The organism is Nonomuraea sp. B208, assembly GCF_057536035.1.
Map to the genome: position 1 here is coordinate 929,005 of NZ_BAAJOU010000028.1, position 18,054 is coordinate 947,058.

The window sequence follows — 18,054 nt, forward strand, 5'->3', positions numbered from 1 at the left end:
GGCGCAAAGCCCCCCATTGGCCGGACCGGCCGTCCCTGCGACTACAGTTTGTTTGTTCGCAGAGGCGTCACCGGCGCCCACCATGGATCCGCTCTAATCAGAGGTTACGCGTTGACCCCGCACAGGCTGGAAGCGCCTTGACGGTGCTCACCAACAGGCAGGCGACGGCCCGATCTCCGCAGGTGGAGGCGCCGCGCTCGATCGGCATGATCGTAAAGGCCTACATCGCGCTCACCAAACCGCGGATCATCGAGCTGCTGCTGATCACGACGCTGCCGGTGATGTTCCTCGCGGCCGGCGGCCTGCCGCCCCTGTGGACGTCGGTCGCCGTCATGGTGTTCGGCACCCTGTCGGCGGGCAGCGCCAACGCGCTCAACTGCTACGTCGACCGTGACATCGACCAGAAGATGCGCCGCACCCGCCGGCGCCCGCTCGCCCGGCACCAGGTGTCGCCGCGCGGCGCGCTGATCTTCGGGATCGTGCTCGGGATCGTGTCCACCGCCGGCCTGTGGGTCACCACCAACTGGCTGGCGGCGGTGCTCTCGCTCGCCGCGATCCTGTTCTACGTCCTGGTCTACTCGATGATCCTCAAGCGGCGCACGGCCCAGAACATCGTCTGGGGCGGCATCGCGGGCTGCATGCCGGTGATGATCGGCTGGGCGGGCATCACCGAGCGGCTCGACTGGGCCCCGCTGGTGCTCTTCGGCGTCGTGTTCTTCTGGACGCCGCCGCACACCTGGACCCTCGCCATGCGCTACAAGGAGGACTACGCGGCGGCCAAGGTGCCGATGCTGCCGGTGGTCGCCACCGAGCGTCGGGTCGTCCTGGAGTCCATCGCCTACACGTGGGCGACCGTGCTGTGCTCGCTGGCGCTCTGGCCGGTCGCGGGCACCACGCTGTTCTACCCGGCCGTGGCCGCCGTGCTGGGCGTCATGTGCCTGTGGGAGGTGCACCGCCTGCTGGCCAGGCTCAACGCCGGCAAGACGGGCGTCGACCTTCGGCCCATGCGTTTCTTCCACTGGTCCAACGCCTACCTGGCGCTGCTGTTCCTCGCCGTCGCCATCGACCCGCTGCTGGCCTGAGCCGGGCGCCGGGATCCGCGTGTCCGTACGGTGAGGAGTGGGTGTCCGGGGCGGCTGACCGGCACCGGCCCCGACACGCTGATCCGTTAAGGTCACCCTATGGCGAGCCGTGATCCACGCTGGGTGTTGAAGGACCGCCCGTCGACGACGTTGATCATCGGGCTGGTCCTGACCGGCATCTGCGCGCTGATCTCGTTCTCCTTCGACGTACTCAACGGCGAGCCCGTGCAGTTCTTCATCGCCCTCGCGCTCGCCCTCGCGCCGGTCCCGCTGCTGCTCGCCGCCGTGCTCGCGCTCGACCGCATGGAGCCCGAGCCGCGCAGCAACCTCATCTTCGCCTTCGCCTGGGGCGCGGGCGTCGCGGTGCTGGTCGCCGGCGTGATCAACTCGCTCAACCTCCACTACTTCATGGACACCGTCAAGCTGTCGCAGGACAGCGCGCGCAACATCGCGGCCACCTTCGGCGCTCCCGTGGTCGAGGAGACGATGAAGGGCCTGGTGCTGCTGGGCCTGCTCAGGTTCCGCCGGGCCGAGCTCGACGGGCCCACCGACGGCGTCATCTACGCCAGCATGGTCGGCCTCGGCTTCGCCATGAGCGAGAACGTCAGCTACTACCTGGCGGCCCTGTCCACCTCGGGCGTCAAGGGCCTCGCGGTCACCGTGGTGCTGCGCGGCATCCTGTCCCCGCTGGCCCATCCGCTGTTCAGCTCGATGATCGGCGTGGCCGTGGCGTACGCCGCCCAGCGCGGCTCCGAGCGGGTGTTCCTCATCCTGGCCGGCTGGTCGGGGGCGATGATCCTGCACGGCCTGTGGAACGGCCTGGCCTCCTACGGCGGCTTCCCCGGTCTCGTGGTGGCCTATCTCACGCTGCTGGTGGTGCTGGTCGTGCTCATCGGCGTGGTGTTCCGCGACCGGCGGCGGATCGTGGCGCTGATCCAGCGCTATCTGCCGGCGTACGAGCCGACCAAGCTCGTCAACGAGGCCGACATCTTCATGCTGTCGGCCTTCTCCCGCCGCCGCCAGGCCCGGCAGTGGGCCAAGGCGTACGGCGGCAAGCGCGGGCTGCGCGCGATGGCCGACTACCAGCTCGCGGCCACCGAGCTGGGGCTGCTGCACGAGCGGGCGGCCCGTCACATGGTGGACGAGCAGACCTTCCACGAGGAGCAGCGGGCGCTGCTGGAGTGCATGAGCACCGCGCGCGCGCAGTTCCCCGTGCCGCCCGGGCACGCCCGCTCGGTGGCGGGCGGCACGCCCCCGCCCGGCTACGCGCCGGGCGCGCCCGGCTGACCGGCGTCAGGGGCGCGGTTCTGCGAGCGCGCGGGCGAGCGTGGTCTCCCGTGGCCCCGGGAAGACCGGGTCGGCGTCGAGGACCTTCGCGTCGGCGAACGCCTTGGCCGTGGCGAACAGCTCGCGGGCGGCGTAGACGTAGGTGATCCCGGCCCAGCGGCGGGAGGAGTCGTCGCCCGCCCCGAACGCCTCCAGCCCGGCCGTGCGGCACAGCGTCACCGCGCGCGGCACGTGGAACTCCTGGGTGACGACGGTGACGCTGCGGGCCCCGAAGACCTGCCTGGCCCGTACGCACGAGTCCCAGGTGTCGAAGCCGGCGTAGTCGAGCACCATCGCCGCGTCCGGCACGCCCTCGGCGCGCAGGTAGTCGCGCATCGCGGTCGGCTCGTCGTACTCCTCGCGGCTGTTGTCGCCGGACAGCAGCAGCGCCCGCACCTTGCCGGAGTGGTAGAGCTCGGCGGCGATGTCGAGCCGGCGGGCCAGCATCGGCGAGGGCCGCCCGGCGTACAGGCCGGCGCCGAGCACCAGCGCCGCCTCCGCCGGCGGCACCGGGGCCGTCCAGCCGGCGCCCTCGGCCGTCACGCGGTGGCCCGAGCTGCTCAGCCAGGCCCAGGTCATGGGCGCGAGCGCGAGCACGCTCAGCAGCACCGCCCCTTGGTACGCGCGCCGCAGCGCCTTCCGGGAGGGGTGCACCTTTCCCCACATATCGCACCCCTTCCAGGCCGGGGGAGTGGCGGACATCTCACCACACACCCTGGCATAACCGATCACACAGTGGCGGCCACTTCGGCGGGGGAGGGGCCGGCGGGAGCGGCGGGCAGCGGGTCGCGGGAACGCAGCGAGGTGACCACCCGCAGCGCGGCGATCCAGACCAGGGTCGAGCCGAGCACGTGCAGCAGCACCAGCGCGGCGGGCACCGCCAGGAAGTACTGGGTGTAGCCGATCACGCCCTGCGCCAGCTCCACCACGAGCAGCGCGAGCGCCGCCCGCCGGGCCGCCAGGGGCGCCCCCGACACACGCAGCCCGAACAGCAGCGCGAACGTCAGCCCCACCACGACGTAGGCCACGTCGGCGTGGAACCGCGCCACGGCCTCGATGTCGAGGTCGAACCGGGAGGCGATCTCGTCGCCCGAGTGCGGGCCGGTGCCGCTCACCACCACGCCGACCACCAGCAGCACGAACGCCGCTCCCAGCAGCACGTGAGCGAGGACGCGCAGGTCCCGGTGGACGACGGACCTGACCGGGCCGTCGCCCTCGCCCGCGCGGGCGTACAGCAGCCAGCAGGCCGCGATGAGGCCGGTGGACAGCAGGTAGTGCATGCCCACGGTGAACGGGTTGAGCGCGCTGCGCACCACCAGACCGCCCCACAGCGCCTGGGCCAGCACGCCGACCGGCTGCAGCAGGGCCAGCCGCATCAGCGCCGTGCGGCGCGGCAGGAGCCGCCAGGCCGCGAGCACGCAGGCCGCGGCCACGGCCAGCACCAGGAAGGCCAGCAGCCGGTTGCCGAACTCGACGAGCATGTTGAGCATCGACACCTCGGGGTGCGCCACCGGGACGAAGCTGTCGGGTGTGCACCGGGGCCAGGTGGGGCAGCCGAGCCCCGAGGCGGTGACGCGCACGCCGGCGCCGGTCACCGTGATGCCGACGTTGGCCACCACCGAGGCCAGCGCCCAGGCGCGCATCGACCGTGGGGTCGGGGCCCAGAACGAGGCCAATCCGCGCACGAAAAGGTTGGGGTGGTCAGTGGAGAGCTTCACGTCATCGATGGTACGGGCCGTGGCGGGCGGTCCCGGAACCGGCAAGGGGGCTTCTCAGCCTTAAGAGTATGTGACATATTACAGCCGTAAGCGGTGCCCCCACCCCTGGAGGAATCCCTGATGGCCCTGGCGGAACGCAAGCCCTGGCGCGGCGTCATGGTCGCCACCGCGCTGCCCCTGCGCGACGACCTGTCCGTCGACCTCGACGGCTACGCCTACCACTGCCGCTGGCTCGTCGACAACGGCTGCGACGGCGTCGTGGTCAACGGCTCGCTCGGCGAGTACCAGACGCTCACCGCCGAGGAGCGGGCCGCGGTCGTCGAGACCGCGGTCGCCGCCGTCGGCGGCGCCAACGTCATGGCCGGAGCCGGCGCGTACGGCGCCGCCGAGTCCCGCCGCTGGGCCGAGCAGGCCCGCGAGGCCGGCTGCGGCTCGGTGCTCCTGCTGCCCCCCAACGCCTACCGCGCCGACGAGCGGGCCGTACTCGCCCACTACCGCGAGGTGGCCGCGGCCGGACTGCCGGTCGTGGCCTACAACAACCCCTACGACACCAAGGTCGACCTCACCCCCGGGCTGCTGGCCAGGCTGCACGAGGAGGGCCTGATCGTGGCGGTCAAGGAGTTCAGCGGGGACGTGCGGCGGGCGTACGAGCTGGCCGAGCTGGCCCCCGGCCTGGACCTGCTGATCGGCGCCGACGACGTGCTGCTGGAGCTGGCCGTGGCCGGCGCGACCGGCTGGGTGGCCGGCTACCCCAACGCCCTGCCCGCCTCCACCTCCGCCCTCTACCGGGCCGCCGTCGCGGGCGACCTCGCCACCGCGCTGCCCCTGTACCGGACGCTGCACCCGCTGCTGCGCTGGGACTCCAAGACCGAGTTCGTCCAGGCGATCAAGCTGTCCATGGACCTGGCCGGCCGGCGCGGCGGCCCCTGCCGCCAGCCCAGGCAGCCGCTGACCGGCGAGCAGGAGGCGGCTGTCCGGGCCGCCACGGAGAAGGTGCTCGCGGAAGGGCTGAGGTGAGGATTCCGGCATGAGAACCACGCGCGTGCTCCACGCCGTCGACTCGCACACCGAGGGCATGCCGACCCGCGTCATCACCGGCGGCGTCGGCGTCGTCCCCGGCGCCACCATGGCCGAGCGGCGCATCTACTTCCGCGACCACCTCGACCACATCCGCAAGCTGCTCATGAACGAGCCCCGCGGCCACGCCGCGATGAGCGGCGCCATCCTCCAGCCGCCCACCCGGCCGGACGCCGATTTCGGCGTGCTGTTCATCGAGGTGTCGGGGCTGCTGCCGATGTGCGGCCACGGCACCATCGGCGTGGCCACCGTGCTCGTCGAGACCGGCATGGTCGAGGTGACCGAGCCGGTCACCACCGTCCGCCTGGAGGTCCCCGCCGGGCTCGTCGAGGTGGACGTGGCCGTCGAGGACGGCATGGCCAAGTCCGTGACCCTGCGCAACGTGCCCTCCTACTGCGACCGGCTCGACGCCGTCGTCACCGTGCCGGGCTTCGGCGAGATCCCGTACGACCTCGCCTACGGCGGCAACTTCTACGCCATCGTCGACCTCGGCGCCTACGGCCTGCCCTTCGACCGCAAGGCCAAGAACGAGATCATCGCCGCCGGCCTGGCCACCATGGAGGCCATCAACGCCGCCGACCGGCCCGTGCACCGCGAGGACCCGCGCATCCAGGGCTGCCACCACGTCTACTTCGCCGCCCCCGGCTCCGACGCCCACCACTCCCGGCACGCCATGGCCATCCACCCCGGCTGGTTCGACCGCTCCCCGTGCGGCACCGGCACCAGCGCCCGGATGGCCCAGCTGCACGCGCGCGGCGAGCTGCCCCTGGAGCGGGACTTCGTCAACGAGTCCTTCATCGGCACCCGCTTCGTCGGGCGGCTGCTGGGGGAGAGCACCGTGGGCGGCGCGCCCGCCGTCCTGCCGTCGATCACCGGCCGGGCCTGGGTCACCGGCACCGCCCAATACTTCCTCGACCCGCGCGACCCCTTCCCGGAGGGCTTCGAACTGTGATCACCACCGTCGACTACCACACCGGTGGCGAGCCGTTCCGCATCGTCACCGGCGGCGGGCCCGACCTCCCCGGCGAGGACGTGCCCGCCCGCCGGATCGCCGCCATGGAGCAGGCCGACGACCTGCGCCGGCTGCTCTGCCACGAGCCGCGCGGCCACGCCGACATGTACGGCTGCTTCCTGGTCCCGCCGAACGACCCGGGCGCGCACCTCGGGGCGCTGTTCTGGCACAAGGACGGGTTCTCCACCGCCTGCGGCCACGGCACGATCGCGCTCGGCGCGTACGCGGTGCACGAGGGCTTGGTGGCGGCCCCGCGGGACGGCGTGACCGACGTGGTGATCGACGTGCCGTCCGGGCGGGTCACCGCCCGGGTGCGCACCTCCGGCGGGCGGGTGCGGGCGGTCACGTTCGTGAACGTGCCGTCGTACGTGCTCGCGCGGGACGTCCAGGCGGGCGGCGTCCGGGTGGACCTGGCCTACGGGGGCGCGATCTACGCCTCGCTGCCGGCCGCCGCCGTGGGCCTGTCCGTGGAGCCCCGGCACCTGACGGCGCTCGTCGAGCACGCCCGGCGCATCAAAGCCGCGCTGGCCGGGCATCCGGCCACCGAGCACCCCGGCGACGACCGGCTGTCCGGCGTCTACGGCGTGATCTTCCACGACGAGCTGCCGGACGTGGACGGGGCGGCGCACCAGCGCAACGTCACCGTCTTCGCCGACGGCGAGGTGGACCGCTCGCCGTGCGGCTCCGGCACCGCCGCCCGGCTGGCCCTGCTGCACGACGCCGGGCTGCGCAGCACGCTGGTGCACCACAGTGTCGTCGGCAGCTCGTTCGTCGCTCGGGTGGCCGAGGTCGTCAAGGAGGGGATCGTGCCGGAGATCGAGGGCATGGCGTACCGGACCGGGCGGCACGTCTTCGAGCTGGATCCCGAGGACCCGATCGGAACGGGGTTCGTGCTGCGATGAGCGATCTGCCGTACCTGGACGCCGCCACGGTCGAGCGGCTGGTGCCGATGGGCCGGGCCGTGCGGGTCCTGGAGGACGCGCTGCGCGACGGGCTCGACCCGGAGGCCACCCCGCAGCGGCCGATCGTGGCCGTGCCCGCCGGGCAGCTCCTGCTCATGCCCGCGGCCACCCCTCGCTACGTCGGCGTCAAGGCCGTCTCCATCGCGCCCGCCAACCCGGAGCGGGGGCTGCCCCGGATCCAGGGGACGTACCTGCTGCTCGACGGCGCCACCCTCGCCCCGCTGGCCGCGCTGGACGGCATCGCGCTCACCTCGCTGCGCACCCCGGCGGTCTCCGCGCTGGCCGTCCGCCACCTGGCCCGGCCCGAGGGCGGCCGGCTCGTCGTCTTCGGCAGCGGGCCGCAAGCATGGGGGCACGTCCTCGCCCTGCGCGAGGTCCGCCCGATCACCGGGGTCACGGTCGTCGGCCGCGACCCCGCCCGCGCCGCCGCCCTGGCCGAGCGCTGCCGGGCCGCCGGCCTGCCCGCCCGCGCCCACGGCCCCGAGGAGGCCGCCGCCGCCGTGGCGGAGGCGGATCTGATCGCCTGCTGCACGACCGCCAGGGAACCGCTGTTCCCCGGTAAGCTCGCCCGCGACGGCGTCACCGTCGTCGCGGTCGGCTCCCACGAGCCCGACGCCCGCGAGCTCGACGGCGACCTCGTCGCCCGCGCCACCGTGGTCGTCGAGGCGCGCTCGGCGGCGCTGGAGGAGGCCGGCGATGTGATCGTTCCGATCCGCCACGGTACGATCACCTCTGGTCATCTCGCGGGCAACCTCGCCGAGCTGGTCGCGGGAGCGGTGCCGGTGGGCGCCGGGCCGCGGGTGTTCAAGAGCACCGGCATGGCGTGGGAGGACCTCGTGGTGGCCGCCGCCGCCTACGAGGCGTGGGCGGGCGGCGAAACCGGCGAGGGAGCGTAGACAGGGAGGGCGGATGGCTGCCGCAGACCGGCTCGACCTGCCGGCGGTGGGGGAGCGCCAGAGCCTGCGCGAGCAGGTGGCGCAGGCGTTGCGCGCCGCGCTGATCGCCGGCGAGATGCGGCCCGGCGTGGTCTACTCCGCCCCGGTGCTGGCCGCCCAGTTCGGCGTCTCCGCCACCCCCGTCCGCGAGGCCATGCTCGACCTGGCCAAGGAGGGCCTGGTCGAGGCGGTCCGCAACAAGGGCTTCCGGGTGACCGAGCTGTCCGACCGCGATCTCGACGAGCTGACCGAGCTGCGCCGTCTCATCGAGGTGCCGACGGTGGCGAGGCTCGCCGGCACCCTGGAGGCCGCCGCGTTCGAGCGGCTGCGGCCCATCGCCGAGGAGATCGTCGTCGCCGGCGAGGCCGGCGACCTGCTCGCCTACGTCGACGCCGACCTGCGCTTCCACGTCGAGCTGCTGGCGCTGTCCGGCAACGCGCGCCTGGTGTCCGTGGTGCGCGACCTGCGTAACCGGGCCCGGCTCTACGGCCTGTCCCAGCTCTCCGAACGCGACGCGCTCGGCGACTCGGCCCGCGAGCACCTGGCGCTGCTCGACGCGCTCGCCGGCGGCGACGGCGAGGCCGTGGCCCGGCTCATGGACGAGCACATCGGCCACGTCCGCGGCATCTGGGCCGCCCACGCCGAGCCCTGAGCCCGGACCGCCGGCTCCCGGGGACGAGTTTGCACATTCGGGGATCGAGCTTTCACCGCGCGAGGTAATCTCGATGCGAGCCCGCCGGAAGATTCGACAGGGCCCACCCCCACCGCCCCCGCGGCCCGGCCGCGCTCCCCGTCGCGAGGAGCAGGGCGGCACTCCACGAACTCGGTCACGCGGAACCCGCCCTCCGCTGGCCTTCCTCGGGCTCGGCACCACCCCGCCCATAGACGCCGAGCCCTCCGCCGCGCGCCCACGAGTTTCCCGTCCCGGGGCGCGCGGCGGACCCCTCCTCCCGTCTACGCCTTGCCGCGCCTGGTCGAGCCCAGGCTGGCGGCGACCACGCAGACGATCGCCACCCAGTGCTGCGCGTTCAGGATCTCGCCCAGCAGCAGCACGCCGATCAGCGCCGCCACGGCCGGCTCCAGGCTCATCAGGATGCCGAACACCTGCGGCGGCATGCGCCGCAGCGCCTGCAGCTCCAGCGAGTACGGGATCACCGACGACAGCAGCCCCACGCCCACCCCGATGAGCAGCAGGTGCGGCTGCAGCAGATCGGCCCCGCCGGTGGTGACCCCGACCGGGGCGATCACCACGGCCGACACCATCATCGCGAACGCCAGCCCGCTCGTGCCGGGGAACCGCCGCCCGGCCGCCGCCGACAGCAGGATGTACCCCGCCCAGCAGGCCCCCGCCACCAGCGCGAAGCCGATGCCGGCCCAGCTCGCCGAGGCCGAATCGCCCCAGGGCGCGAGCAGCGCCACCCCGGTGCCCGCCAGCGTCACCCACAGCAGGTCGATCCGCCTCCGCGAGGCCGCGACGGCCACCCCCAGCGGCCCCAGGAACTCGATCGCCACGGCGATGCCCATCGGCAGCCGGGCCAGCGCCTCGTAGAACGACAGGTTCATCAGCGCCAGCGTCAGGCCGAACCCGACGCCGACCGCCCAGTCACGCCAGGTCAGCCCCTTCAGCCGCGGCCGGACGAAGGCCCCCATGATGAGCGCGCCGGCCGCGATGCGCAGGAACACCACCGCGCTCGGCGGCAGCACCGCGAACAGCTCCTTGGCCAGGCCCGCGCCCAGCTGCACCGAGAAGATCGCGAGCAGCACCAGCGAGGACGGCGGGATCGAGTCGGCCGCCGCGCGCAGCAGGTTGCCCGGCCGCGGCAGGCCGGAGCCGCGCTCGAACGGATCGTCCAGGGCGAAGGCGGTCACGGACGTGACTCCTCATGGGAAAGGGAAGGGGAGCGGACCGGTAGAGCTTACTCGGGATGCCCGGCATTTCCGCATTTAGGGGCACGTTTAAGGTGGTACGTCATGGACGCCGCCCCCGCCCCCGCCGTCAGCCTCTCCGCTCCTCCGCTGGGCGTGTCCGCCGCGTCGTTCGTCAGCAGCTTCGACCGCTTCGCCGTCAGCCCCATGCTCGTCGTCATCGCCACCGACCTCGGCGTGCCGCTGTCGGCGTCGGTCACCGCGGCCAGCGGCTACTACCTGGCCTACGGCCTCACCCAGCCGCTGTGGGGCGTGCTGTCCGACCGGTTCGGGCGGGTGCGGGTCATGCGCGGCGCGCTGGTGGGCGCGGCCGTGGCGGGGCTGGTCTCGGCGCTCATGCCCGCGCTCTGGGCGCTGGTGGCCGCCCGGGTGGTGACCGGCGCCTGCTTCGGCGCGGTGATCCCGACCGGGCTCACGTACGTGGGCGACACCGTACGGCCCGCGCTGCGCCAGCGGGCGCTCACCGACCTCATGAGCGCGACCGCGCTCGGCACGGCCCTCGCCACCGGGCTCGGCGGCGCGCTCGCCGGGCTGGTGAGCTGGCGGGCCGCCTTCACCGTGCCCGCCGCCTGCGCCCTGGCCTGCGCGCTGGCCCTGCGCTCGCTGCCCGAGCCGGCCCGCGACGGCGCTCCTGCGGGCGTGCGGCGTTTCCTCGGCATGGTGCTCGGGCAGCGCTGGGCGCTGCTGGTCTTCGCGCTCGCCTTCACCGAGGGCGCGATCATGCTGGGCGTGATGCCGTTCCTCGCCCCGGCGCTGGAGCACTCCGGCGTCGCGGCCGCCCTCGCGGGGCTCGGCATCACCGCGTACGGGATCGGGCTCTGGGCGCAGGCGAAGCTGGTCAAGCGGCTGTCGGGACGCTGGCCCGCGCCGCTGCTGATGACGGTGGGCGGGGCGCAGCTCGTGGCGGGCTTCGCGCTGGCGGCGGCGACGGTGAACCTCGTCACCGTGGCCGTCACCGCGCTGCTGCTCGGCGGCGGCTGGTCGTTCCTGCACTCGTCGCTGCAGACCTGGGCGACGTCGGTCGTGCCGCAGGCACGGGGCACCACGATCGCGTTCTTCGCCGCCGCGCTCTTCGTCGGCAGCGCCGTCTCCTCGTGGGCGGCCGGGCCGCTGGCCGAGGCGGGCCGCTATCCGCTGCTGTTCGGGCTGGCCGCCGTCGCGGCGGCGCCGCTGACCGCCGTGGCCGCGCTCACCCGCCGCCGCTACGGCGGCGTACGGGCGGGCTGACGGCTCACTCCCAGCGGAACGTCCGCGACACCAGCCCCAGCGACAGCACCGCCCAGGCCGCCAGCACGCCCAGGGGGACCAGCGGCAGCGCCGCCCCCTCGGCGAGCACCGCGCGCAGCCCGCCGGTCAGCGCCGAGATCGGCAGCACCTCCAGCGCCGGCCGTACGTTCTCGGGGAACTTCGCCAGCGGGAAGATCACCCCGCCGGCCCCGAGCAGCACCAGGTAGACGAGGTTGGCCGCGGCCAGCGTCGCCTCGGCGCGCAGCGTGCCCGCCATGAGCAGGCCGAGCCCGCTGAAGGCCGCCGTGCCCGCGACGATCAGCAGCGCCGCGGCCAGGAACGACCCCTGCGGCCGCCAGCCCAGCGCCAGCCCGACGGCGACGATCACCGCCGCCTGGATGACCTCCACGGCCAGCACCGCCACGGTCTTGGCCAGCATGAGCCCGGACCGCGACAGCGGGGTCGCGCCGAGCCGCTTGAGCACGCCGTAGCGGCGTTCGAAGCCGGTCGCGATGGCCTGCCCGGTGAAGGCCGTGGACATCACCGCGAGCGCCAGCACGCCGGGGACCAGGAAGTCGACGCGCCGCACGCCGCCCAGCTCGATCAGCGGGGCCAGCGAGAAGCCCACCAGCAGCAGCACCGGGATGATCAGGGTGAGCAGGAGCTGCTCGCCGTTGCGCAGGGTGGCGCGCAGCTCCGCGCCGGCCTGCGCCAGCACCATGCGCGGGAACGGCGCCGCGCCCGGCGCGGGGGTGAGGTCCAGCGTGCCCGTGGCTCGCTCGTACGTGCTCAACGCAGCTCCCTGCCGGTCAGCTCCAGGAAGACGTCCTCGAGGGTGCGCCGCTCGATGCGCAGGTCGTCGGCCGTGACGCCCTCGGCGGCGCACCAGGCGGTCACGGTGGCCAGCAGCTCGGGGCCGACCTGGCCCTCGATGATGTAGTGGCCGGCCGGCGACTCCTTGGCCGCGCTGCCCGCGGGGAGCGCGTTGAGCAGCTCCTCCAGCGTCAGCCCCGGCCGCGCACGGAACCTGAGCTGCCGCTCGGCGCCGGTCAGCGAGGCGGGCGTGCCCTCGGCCACCACCCGTCCCCGGTCGATGATCACCACGTGGTCGGCCAGGCGTTCGGCCTCGTCCATGTGGTGCGTGGTGAGCACCACCGACACCCCGGCCGAGCGCAGCTCGCCCACCAGCTCCCAGCAGGCGTGCCTGGCCTGCGGGTCGAGCCCGGCGGTCGGCTCGTCGAGGAAGACCAGCTCGGGGCGGCCGATGACGGCGGCGGCCAGCGACAGCCGCTGCTGCTGCCCGCCCGACATGCGCCGGTAGGGGGTGCGGGCGTGCCCGGCGAGCCCGAGCCGCGCCAGCAGCGCGGCCGGGTCGAGCGGTCGGGCGTGGAAACGCGCGACCAGGCGCAGCCACTCGCCGCAGCGCACCGCCGGCGGCACCCCGCCGGACTGCAGCATGACCCCGACCCGGGCGCGCAGCTCGGGCCGCTCGGGAGTCAGCCCCAGCACCCGCACGGTGCCCGCGTCGGCGGTGCGGAACCCCTCGCAGATCTCGACCGTGGTCGTCTTGCCCGCCCCGTTGGGCCCGAGGACGGCCGTGACCGCGCCGCGCTCCGCGCGCAGGGCGAGGCCGTCGAGCGCGGTGCCCGCGCCGTAACGTTTGACCAGGTCGAGGATCTCGACGGCTGGGGATTCCATGACGACGAGTCTAGGGACTGCGCGGGGCGGTCCGGGCCTCAGGTGAGCGCGTGGGGCGCGGGCTCTCCATGGAAAATCACGGAAATATCTGATAACTGGGAATTAGGAGGACCGGACAGCCGTTGCCGTACCTCGGCCCTCGTGGGCCACCCGGGTTCGCGAGGAGAGGGGTTTTGCATGTCCGTGGCCGCAGCCACGTCCACCGCCGTACGAGCTGAACGGAAGTCCGAGAAGAAGGAGCGCAGGGCGCTGCTCCTGGTGCTCCTCGGCGCGCTCTCGGCCATCGGGCCGCTCTCCATCGACATGTACCTCCCGGCGCTGCCCGCCATCACCTCCGAGATGCTGAGCGGCCCCGCCCAGGTCCAGCTCACGCTCACCGCCTGCCTCATCGGCGTGTCGGTCGGGCAGGTCATCGCCGGTCCGTTCAGCGACATGCGCGGGCGGCGGATGCCGCTGATCGTGGGCGTCGCCGGGTTCATGGCCGCCTCGCTGCTGTGCGCGTTCGCGCAGTCGGTGCCGATGCTCATCGCCTTCCGCCTGCTGCAGGGCATGCTCGGCGGCGCGGCCCTGGTCATCGTGCGCGCCGTGGTGCGCGACCTGTACGAGGGCGCCGCCATCGCCCGCATCTTCGCCACGCTCATGCTGGTCAGCGGCCTGGCGCCGATCCTCGCCCCGATCGCGGGGGCGCAGCTGCTGGCGTTCACCTCGTGGCGGGGCGTCTTCGTGGCGCTCAGCCTGGCCGGCGTCGTGCTGCTGATCGCGGTGCTCGCCGGGGTGCGCGAGACGCTGCCGGCCGGGAGCCGCGAGAGCGGCGGGCTCAAGCACACCGTCCGCACCTTCTGGCAGTTGCTGCGCGACCGCTCGTTCATGGGGTACGCGCTCACCGGCGGCCTCGCCTTCGCCGCGATGTTCGGCTACATCTCCGGCTCGCCGTTCGTGCTGCAGGAGGTCTACGGCGCCACCCCGACGCAGTACTCCCTCATCTTCGGGCTCAACGCCCTCGCCCTCACCGTCATGGCCCAGGTCGGCGGCCGGCTGTCGGGGCGGGTGTCCCCGGCGGCCATCGTGGTGGCGGGCCTGGCCACCAGCCTGGCGGGCGCGGCCCTGCTCATGGCGGCCGCGCTCACCGGCCTCGGCCTGTGGGGCATCGTGTCGGGCCTGGTCGTCATCATGCTCGGCCAGGGCCTGACGCTGCCCGGCACCAGCGCGCTGGCGCTGGGCTCGCAGCCCGCCCAGGTGGCCGGCAGCGCGGCGGCGCTGATGGGCGTGCTGCAGTTCGCGCTGGGCGCGGTGTCGGCGCCGCTGGTCGGCGTCGTCGGCGCGGGCACCGCCGTCCCGATGGCCTCCGTGATGCTCGGGCTCATCGTCTGCGCCGTCCTCGCCTACGCCGTGCTGGGCCGTACCCGGGCGTCGAGCAGGAGTTAGGTAAGGCTGCCCTGCGTGACAAATTCCATTGCCGAGCTGCCCCGATCCGTTTGTGAGACGGGAAGGATTTACGGCACACTGATGTTGTGAAAAACATGCCTACGATCGAGCCCGGTAGTGAGCGCGGCACGCGTGCCCGCGTCGCCCGGCTGATCCTTGAGCATGGTCCCGTCGCGGCCGCCGCCCTCGGCGAGCGGCTCGGGCTCACACCCGCGGCCGTCCGGCGTCACCTCGACGCCCTGCTGGCCGACGGGATGATCGAGCCCCGCACGGTGCGCCCGCGCGGTCAGCGCGGGCGGGGGCGGCCGGCCAAGCTGTTCGCCATCACCGACGCGGGGCGCAGTGCTTTCGAGCACGCCTATGACGACCTGGCCGGGAGCGCGCTGCGCTACCTGGCCGATCGCATGGGGCAGGACGCTGTGGCCGACTTCGCCCGCTCGCAGGTCTCCGGCCTGCTCAAGCGGCTGGAGCCGGCCATGCGGGCGGTGCCGGCCGAGCAGCGCGTACACGTGCTGGCGCAGGCGCTGTCGGCGGAGGGTTACGCCGCCTCGGCCAGCAAGGCCAAGTCCGGCGGCGACCAGCTCTGCCAGCATCACTGCCCGGTGGCCCACGCGGCAGCCGAGTTCCCTCAGCTCTGCGAGGCCGAGACGGAGGCGTTCGCGCAGCTGCTCGGCACACCGGTGCAGCGCCTGGCCACGATCGCGCACGGCGACGGGGTCTGCACGACGCACGTGAGCCCGCAGACGCTGGGCGAATCCGCACACAAGGACAAGAGTCCTCACGATACGAGCAAGGAGACCGGAAGGTGACTGTCACCGACCGCCCGGAGCTGGAAGGCCTCGGGAATTACAAGTTCGGCTGGGCCGACCCGGACATCGCCGGGGCGACGGCCAGGCGCGGCCTGTCCGAAGAGGTCGTCCGCGAGATCTCCGCGCTGAAGAACGAGCCGGAGTGGATGCTCGACCTGCGCCTCAAGGGTCTCCGGCTGTTCGACAAGAAGCCGTTGCCGACCTGGGGCGCCGACCTCACCGACATCGACTTCGACAACATCAAGTACTTCGTGCGCTCGACGGAGAAGCAGGCCGCCTCCTGGGACGAGCTGCCCGCCGACATCAAGAACACCTACGACAAGCTCGGCATCCCCGAGGCGGAGAAGCAGCGCCTCATCGCCGGCGTCGCCGCCCAGTACGAGTCGGAGGTCGTCTACCACAAGATCCGTGAGGACCTTGAGGAGAAGGGCGTCATCTTCGTCGACACCGACACGGGCCTGAAGGAGCACGAGGAGCTCTTCAAGGAGTACTTCGGCTCGGTGATCCCGGTCGGCGACAACAAGTTCGCCGCGCTCAACACCTCCGTGTGGTCCGGTGGCTCGTTCATCTACGTGCCGCCGAACGTCGAGGTCGAGATCCCGCTGCAGGCCTACTTCCGGATCAACACCGAGAACATGGGCCAGTTCGAGCGGACCCTCATCATCGTCGACGAGAACAGCTACGTGCACTACGTCGAGGGCTGCACCGCGCCGATCTACTCCAGCGACTCGCTGCACAGCGCCGTCGTCGAGATCATCGTGAAGAAGAACGCCCGCTGCCGTTACACGACCATCCAGAACTGGTCGAACAACGTCTACAACCTGGTCACCAAGCGCGCCGTCGCCTACGAGGGCGCGACCATGGAGTGGATCGACGGCAACATCGGCTCCAAGGTCACGATGAAGTACCCGGCCGTCTACCTCATGGGCGAGCACGCCAAGGGCGAGACCCTGAGCGTCGCCTTCGCCGGCGAGGGCCAGCACCAGGACGCCGGCTCCAAGATGGTGCACCTGGCGCCCAACACCAGCTCCAGCGTCATCTCCAAGTCGGTGGCGCGCGGCGGCGGCCGCACCTCCTACCGCGGTCTCGTGCAGATCGAGGAGGGCGCCCACGGCAGCGCCAGCACCGTCAAGTGCGACGCGCTGCTGGTCGACCAGATCAGCCGCTCCGACACCTACCCCTACGTCGACGTCCGCGAGGACGACGTCTCGATGGGCCACGAGGCCACGGTCTCCAAGGTCAGCGAGGACCAGCTGTTCTACCTCATGAGCCGCGGGCTCGACGAGGACGAGGCGATGGCGATGATCGTGCGCGGCTTCGTGGAGCCGATCGCGCGTGAGCTGCCCATGGAGTACGCGCTCGAGCTCAACCGGCTGATCGAGCTGCAGATGGAAGGAGCCGTCGGCTGATGGGCCTGAACGAGAAGCCCCTGTCGACCCTGCACGAGAAGGCGTCCTACGACCTGGGCGACTTCGAGGTCCCGACCGGCCGCGAGGAGGCCTGGCGGTTCACGCCGCTCACGCGGCTGAAGGGCCTGCACAACGGCAAGGCCGAGGCGGCCGGTCACGTCCGCCTCGACGTGGACGCCGCCCCCGAGGTCACCGTCGAGACGGTCGGCCGCGACGACGCCCGCGTCGGCAAGGCGTTCACGCCCACCGACCGGGTGAGCGCCCAGGCGTGGAACAGCTTCGAGAAGGCCACCGTCCTCACGGTGCCGCGCGAGGCCGTCGCCTCCAAGCCGACCGTGCTCACCCTCACCGGTGAGGGCGACGGCGCCGCCTACGGCCACCTCGTGGTCAAGGTGGAGCCGCTGGCCGAGGCCGTGGTCGTGCTCGACCACAAGGGCAGCGCCGTCTACGCGGACAACATCGAGTTCGTCGTCGGCGAGGGCGCCAACCTCAAGGTCGTCAGCCTCCAGGACTGGGACGACGACGCCGTCCACGTCTCGCACCACCACGCCCAGCTCGCCAAGGACGCGACCTTCCGCAGCTTCGTGGTGACGCTCGGCGGCGACCTGGTGCGCCTGTCGCCCAGCGTGGCCTACACCGCGCCGGGCGGCGACGCCGACCTGTCGGGCGTCTACTTCGTGGACGCCGGGCAGCACCTGGAGCACCGCCTGCTGGTCGACCACTCGCAGCCCAACTGCAAGAGCAACGTCGACTACCGCGGCGCGCTGCAGGGCGACCGGGCGCACGCCGTCTGGATCGGCGACGTGATCATCAAGGTCGAGGCCGAGGGCACCGACACCTACGAGCTCAACCGCAACCTCATCCTCACCGACGGCGCCCGCGCCGACTCGGTGCCCAACCTGGAGATCCTCACCGGCGAGGTCGCCGGCGCGGGGCACGCCTCCGCGTCCGGCCGTCTCGACGACGAGCACATCTTCTACCTCCAGGCCCGCGGCATCCCCCACGACGAGGCACGCCGCCTGGTGGTGCGGGGCTTCCTCGGCCAGCTCATCGAGAAGATCCAGATCGAGGAGCTGCGCGAGCGCGTCATGAGCGCCGTCGAGGCGGAGCTCGCGCGATGAGCGACGCCGGCAGCTTCGAGAAGGTGTGCGCGCTCGCCGACATCCCCGACGGGGGAGTCATCGGCGTCGAGGTGGGGGAGACCCCGGTGGCGCTGGTGCGCAAGGGCGAGCAGGTGTACGCCCTGCACGACGTCTGCTCGCACGCCGAGGTCAAGCTCAGCGAGGGCGAGGTCTACGACGACACGCTGGAGTGCTGGCTGCACGGCTCGTGCTTCGACGTGCACACCGGCAAGCCGACCGGCCCGCCCGCCATCAAGCCCGTGAACGTCTACACAGTCAAGATCGACGGCGACGACGTCCTCGTCTCGCTCTCGAAGGAGTCATAAG

General features: G+C 72.7%; 18 protein-coding genes. 13 read left to right on the forward strand and 5 right to left on the reverse strand.

Going from position 1 to position 18,054, the window contains the following annotated elements:
- Positions 1–137: 137 nt before the first annotated feature.
- A complete protein-coding gene (locus tag AC27IY_RS40570) occupies positions 138–1,082 on the forward strand; it encodes a heme o synthase (protein ID WP_371246947.1) in 945 nt (314 codons plus the stop codon).
- 99 nt (positions 1,083–1,181) lie between these two features.
- Complete coding sequence (locus AC27IY_RS40575) at positions 1,182–2,369, forward strand: PrsW family intramembrane metalloprotease (RefSeq protein WP_423470416.1); 1,188 nt, start codon at positions 1,182–1,184, stop codon at positions 2,367–2,369.
- A 6-nt stretch (positions 2,370–2,375) separates the two neighbouring features.
- Here AC27IY_RS40575 and AC27IY_RS40580 read toward each other — a convergent pair whose 3' ends face one another.
- Positions 2,376–3,074, reverse strand: a complete 699-nt coding sequence (locus AC27IY_RS40580; protein ID WP_423470417.1) for a SanA/YdcF family protein — start codon at positions 3,072–3,074, stop codon at positions 2,376–2,378.
- Between the two features lie 62 nt (positions 3,075–3,136).
- The gene (locus AC27IY_RS40585; protein WP_449951493.1) at positions 3,137–4,126 is read right to left on the reverse strand and encodes a COX15/CtaA family protein; all 990 of its coding nucleotides are present in this window, start codon (positions 4,124–4,126) and stop codon (positions 3,137–3,139) included.
- Positions 4,127–4,246: 120 nt separating this feature from the next.
- Between AC27IY_RS40585 and AC27IY_RS40590 the strand changes: the two genes are divergently transcribed.
- Genes AC27IY_RS40590 through AC27IY_RS40610 form a run of 5 tightly spaced genes read left to right on the forward strand, consistent with a single transcriptional unit; the run spans position 4,247 to position 8,764 of the window.
- Entirely contained in the window at positions 4,247–5,143 is an 897-nt protein-coding gene (locus tag AC27IY_RS40590) for a dihydrodipicolinate synthase family protein (protein ID WP_487181203.1), read from the forward strand.
- Between the two features lie 10 nt (positions 5,144–5,153).
- Complete coding sequence (locus tag AC27IY_RS40595; RefSeq protein ID WP_364453072.1) at positions 5,154–6,155, forward strand: proline racemase family protein; 1,002 nt, start codon at positions 5,154–5,156, stop codon at positions 6,153–6,155.
- Positions 6,152–7,117 carry a proline racemase family protein gene (locus AC27IY_RS40600; protein ID WP_487181204.1) on the forward strand — a complete coding sequence of 322 codons (966 nt, stop codon included), beginning with the start codon at positions 6,152–6,154 and terminating at the stop codon, positions 7,115–7,117. The genes AC27IY_RS40595 and AC27IY_RS40600 overlap by 4 nt, the downstream gene beginning before the upstream one ends.
- Positions 7,114–8,073, forward strand: a complete 960-nt coding sequence (locus AC27IY_RS40605) for an ornithine cyclodeaminase family protein (protein ID WP_423470421.1) — start codon at positions 7,114–7,116, stop codon at positions 8,071–8,073. The genes AC27IY_RS40600 and AC27IY_RS40605 overlap by 4 nt, the downstream gene beginning before the upstream one ends.
- Before the next feature lie 13 nt (positions 8,074–8,086).
- A complete protein-coding gene (locus tag AC27IY_RS40610) occupies positions 8,087–8,764 on the forward strand; it encodes a GntR family transcriptional regulator (RefSeq protein ID WP_329575119.1) in 678 nt (225 codons plus the stop codon).
- 302 nt (positions 8,765–9,066) lie between these two features.
- On the opposite strand, the gene AC27IY_RS40615 is transcribed toward AC27IY_RS40610, so the two are convergent.
- Entirely contained in the window at positions 9,067–9,981 is a 915-nt protein-coding gene (locus AC27IY_RS40615) for an EamA family transporter (RefSeq protein ID WP_344215772.1), read from the reverse strand.
- 102 nt (positions 9,982–10,083) lie between these two features.
- Between AC27IY_RS40615 and AC27IY_RS40620 the strand changes: the two genes are divergently transcribed.
- Positions 10,084–11,265, forward strand: coding sequence for an MFS transporter (locus tag AC27IY_RS40620; RefSeq protein WP_364453061.1), 1,182 nt, complete (start codon positions 10,084–10,086; stop codon positions 11,263–11,265).
- 4 nt (positions 11,266–11,269) lie between these two features.
- Here the strand turns inward: AC27IY_RS40620 and AC27IY_RS40625 are convergent, their stop codons facing one another.
- Both AC27IY_RS40625 and AC27IY_RS40630 read right to left on the reverse strand, forming a co-directional pair.
- Positions 11,270–12,058 (reverse strand): ABC transporter permease, encoded by a 789-nt coding sequence (locus AC27IY_RS40625; RefSeq protein WP_423470422.1) that lies wholly within the window; start codon positions 12,056–12,058, stop codon positions 11,270–11,272.
- Positions 12,055–12,963: an ABC transporter ATP-binding protein gene (locus AC27IY_RS40630; protein WP_364453058.1), complete on the reverse strand. Its 909-nt coding sequence runs from the start codon at positions 12,961–12,963 to the stop codon at positions 12,055–12,057. The genes AC27IY_RS40625 and AC27IY_RS40630 overlap by 4 nt, the downstream gene beginning before the upstream one ends.
- 177 nt (positions 12,964–13,140) lie before the next feature.
- Here AC27IY_RS40630 and AC27IY_RS40635 point away from each other — a divergent pair, with 177 nt between their 5' ends.
- The 5 genes from AC27IY_RS40635 to AC27IY_RS40655 all read left to right on the forward strand — a co-directional run bounded on the left by AC27IY_RS40635 (position 13,141) and on the right by AC27IY_RS40655 (position 18,053).
- Entirely contained in the window at positions 13,141–14,388 is a 1,248-nt protein-coding gene (locus AC27IY_RS40635) for a multidrug effflux MFS transporter (protein WP_487181205.1), read from the forward strand.
- A gap of 95 nt (positions 14,389–14,483) precedes the next feature.
- Entirely contained in the window at positions 14,484–15,197 is a 714-nt protein-coding gene (locus AC27IY_RS40640; RefSeq protein ID WP_364453052.1) for a helix-turn-helix transcriptional regulator, read from the forward strand.
- Positions 15,194–16,606, forward strand: coding sequence for a Fe-S cluster assembly protein SufB (sufB, locus tag AC27IY_RS40645; RefSeq protein ID WP_344215762.1), 1,413 nt, complete (start codon positions 15,194–15,196; stop codon positions 16,604–16,606). The genes AC27IY_RS40640 and sufB overlap by 4 nt, the downstream gene beginning before the upstream one ends.
- Positions 16,606–17,727, forward strand: a complete 1,122-nt coding sequence (sufD, locus tag AC27IY_RS40650; RefSeq protein WP_487181206.1) for a Fe-S cluster assembly protein SufD — start codon at positions 16,606–16,608, stop codon at positions 17,725–17,727. Before sufB ends, sufD begins: the two co-directional genes overlap by 1 nt.
- Positions 17,724–18,053, forward strand: a complete 330-nt coding sequence (locus AC27IY_RS40655; protein WP_344215758.1) for a non-heme iron oxygenase ferredoxin subunit — start codon at positions 17,724–17,726, stop codon at positions 18,051–18,053. The genes sufD and AC27IY_RS40655 overlap by 4 nt, the downstream gene beginning before the upstream one ends.
- Position 18,054 lies beyond the last annotated feature (1 nt).

Coding starts and splice junctions, on each gene's coding strand:
- AC27IY_RS40575 (WP_423470416.1), top strand. CDS start 1,182: ATGGCGAGCCGTGATCCACGCTGGGTGTTGAAGGACCGCCCGTCGACG.
- AC27IY_RS40580 (WP_423470417.1), bottom strand. CDS start 3,074: ATGTGGGGAAAGGTGCACCCCTCCCGGAAGGCGCTGCGGCGCGCGTAC.
- AC27IY_RS40590 (WP_487181203.1), top strand. CDS start 4,247: ATGGCCCTGGCGGAACGCAAGCCCTGGCGCGGCGTCATGGTCGCCACC.
- AC27IY_RS40595 (WP_364453072.1), top strand. CDS start 5,154: ATGAGAACCACGCGCGTGCTCCACGCCGTCGACTCGCACACCGAGGGC.
- AC27IY_RS40605 (WP_423470421.1), top strand. CDS start 7,114: ATGAGCGATCTGCCGTACCTGGACGCCGCCACGGTCGAGCGGCTGGTG.
- AC27IY_RS40610 (WP_329575119.1), top strand. CDS start 8,087: ATGGCTGCCGCAGACCGGCTCGACCTGCCGGCGGTGGGGGAGCGCCAG.
- AC27IY_RS40620 (WP_364453061.1), top strand. CDS start 10,084: ATGGACGCCGCCCCCGCCCCCGCCGTCAGCCTCTCCGCTCCTCCGCTG.
- AC27IY_RS40630 (WP_364453058.1), bottom strand. CDS start 12,963: ATGGAATCCCCAGCCGTCGAGATCCTCGACCTGGTCAAACGTTACGGC.
- AC27IY_RS40635 (WP_487181205.1), top strand. CDS start 13,141: ATGTCCGTGGCCGCAGCCACGTCCACCGCCGTACGAGCTGAACGGAAG.
- AC27IY_RS40640 (WP_364453052.1), top strand. CDS start 14,484: ATGCCTACGATCGAGCCCGGTAGTGAGCGCGGCACGCGTGCCCGCGTC.
- sufD (WP_487181206.1), top strand. CDS start 16,606: ATGGGCCTGAACGAGAAGCCCCTGTCGACCCTGCACGAGAAGGCGTCC.
- AC27IY_RS40655 (WP_344215758.1), top strand. CDS start 17,724: ATGAGCGACGCCGGCAGCTTCGAGAAGGTGTGCGCGCTCGCCGACATC.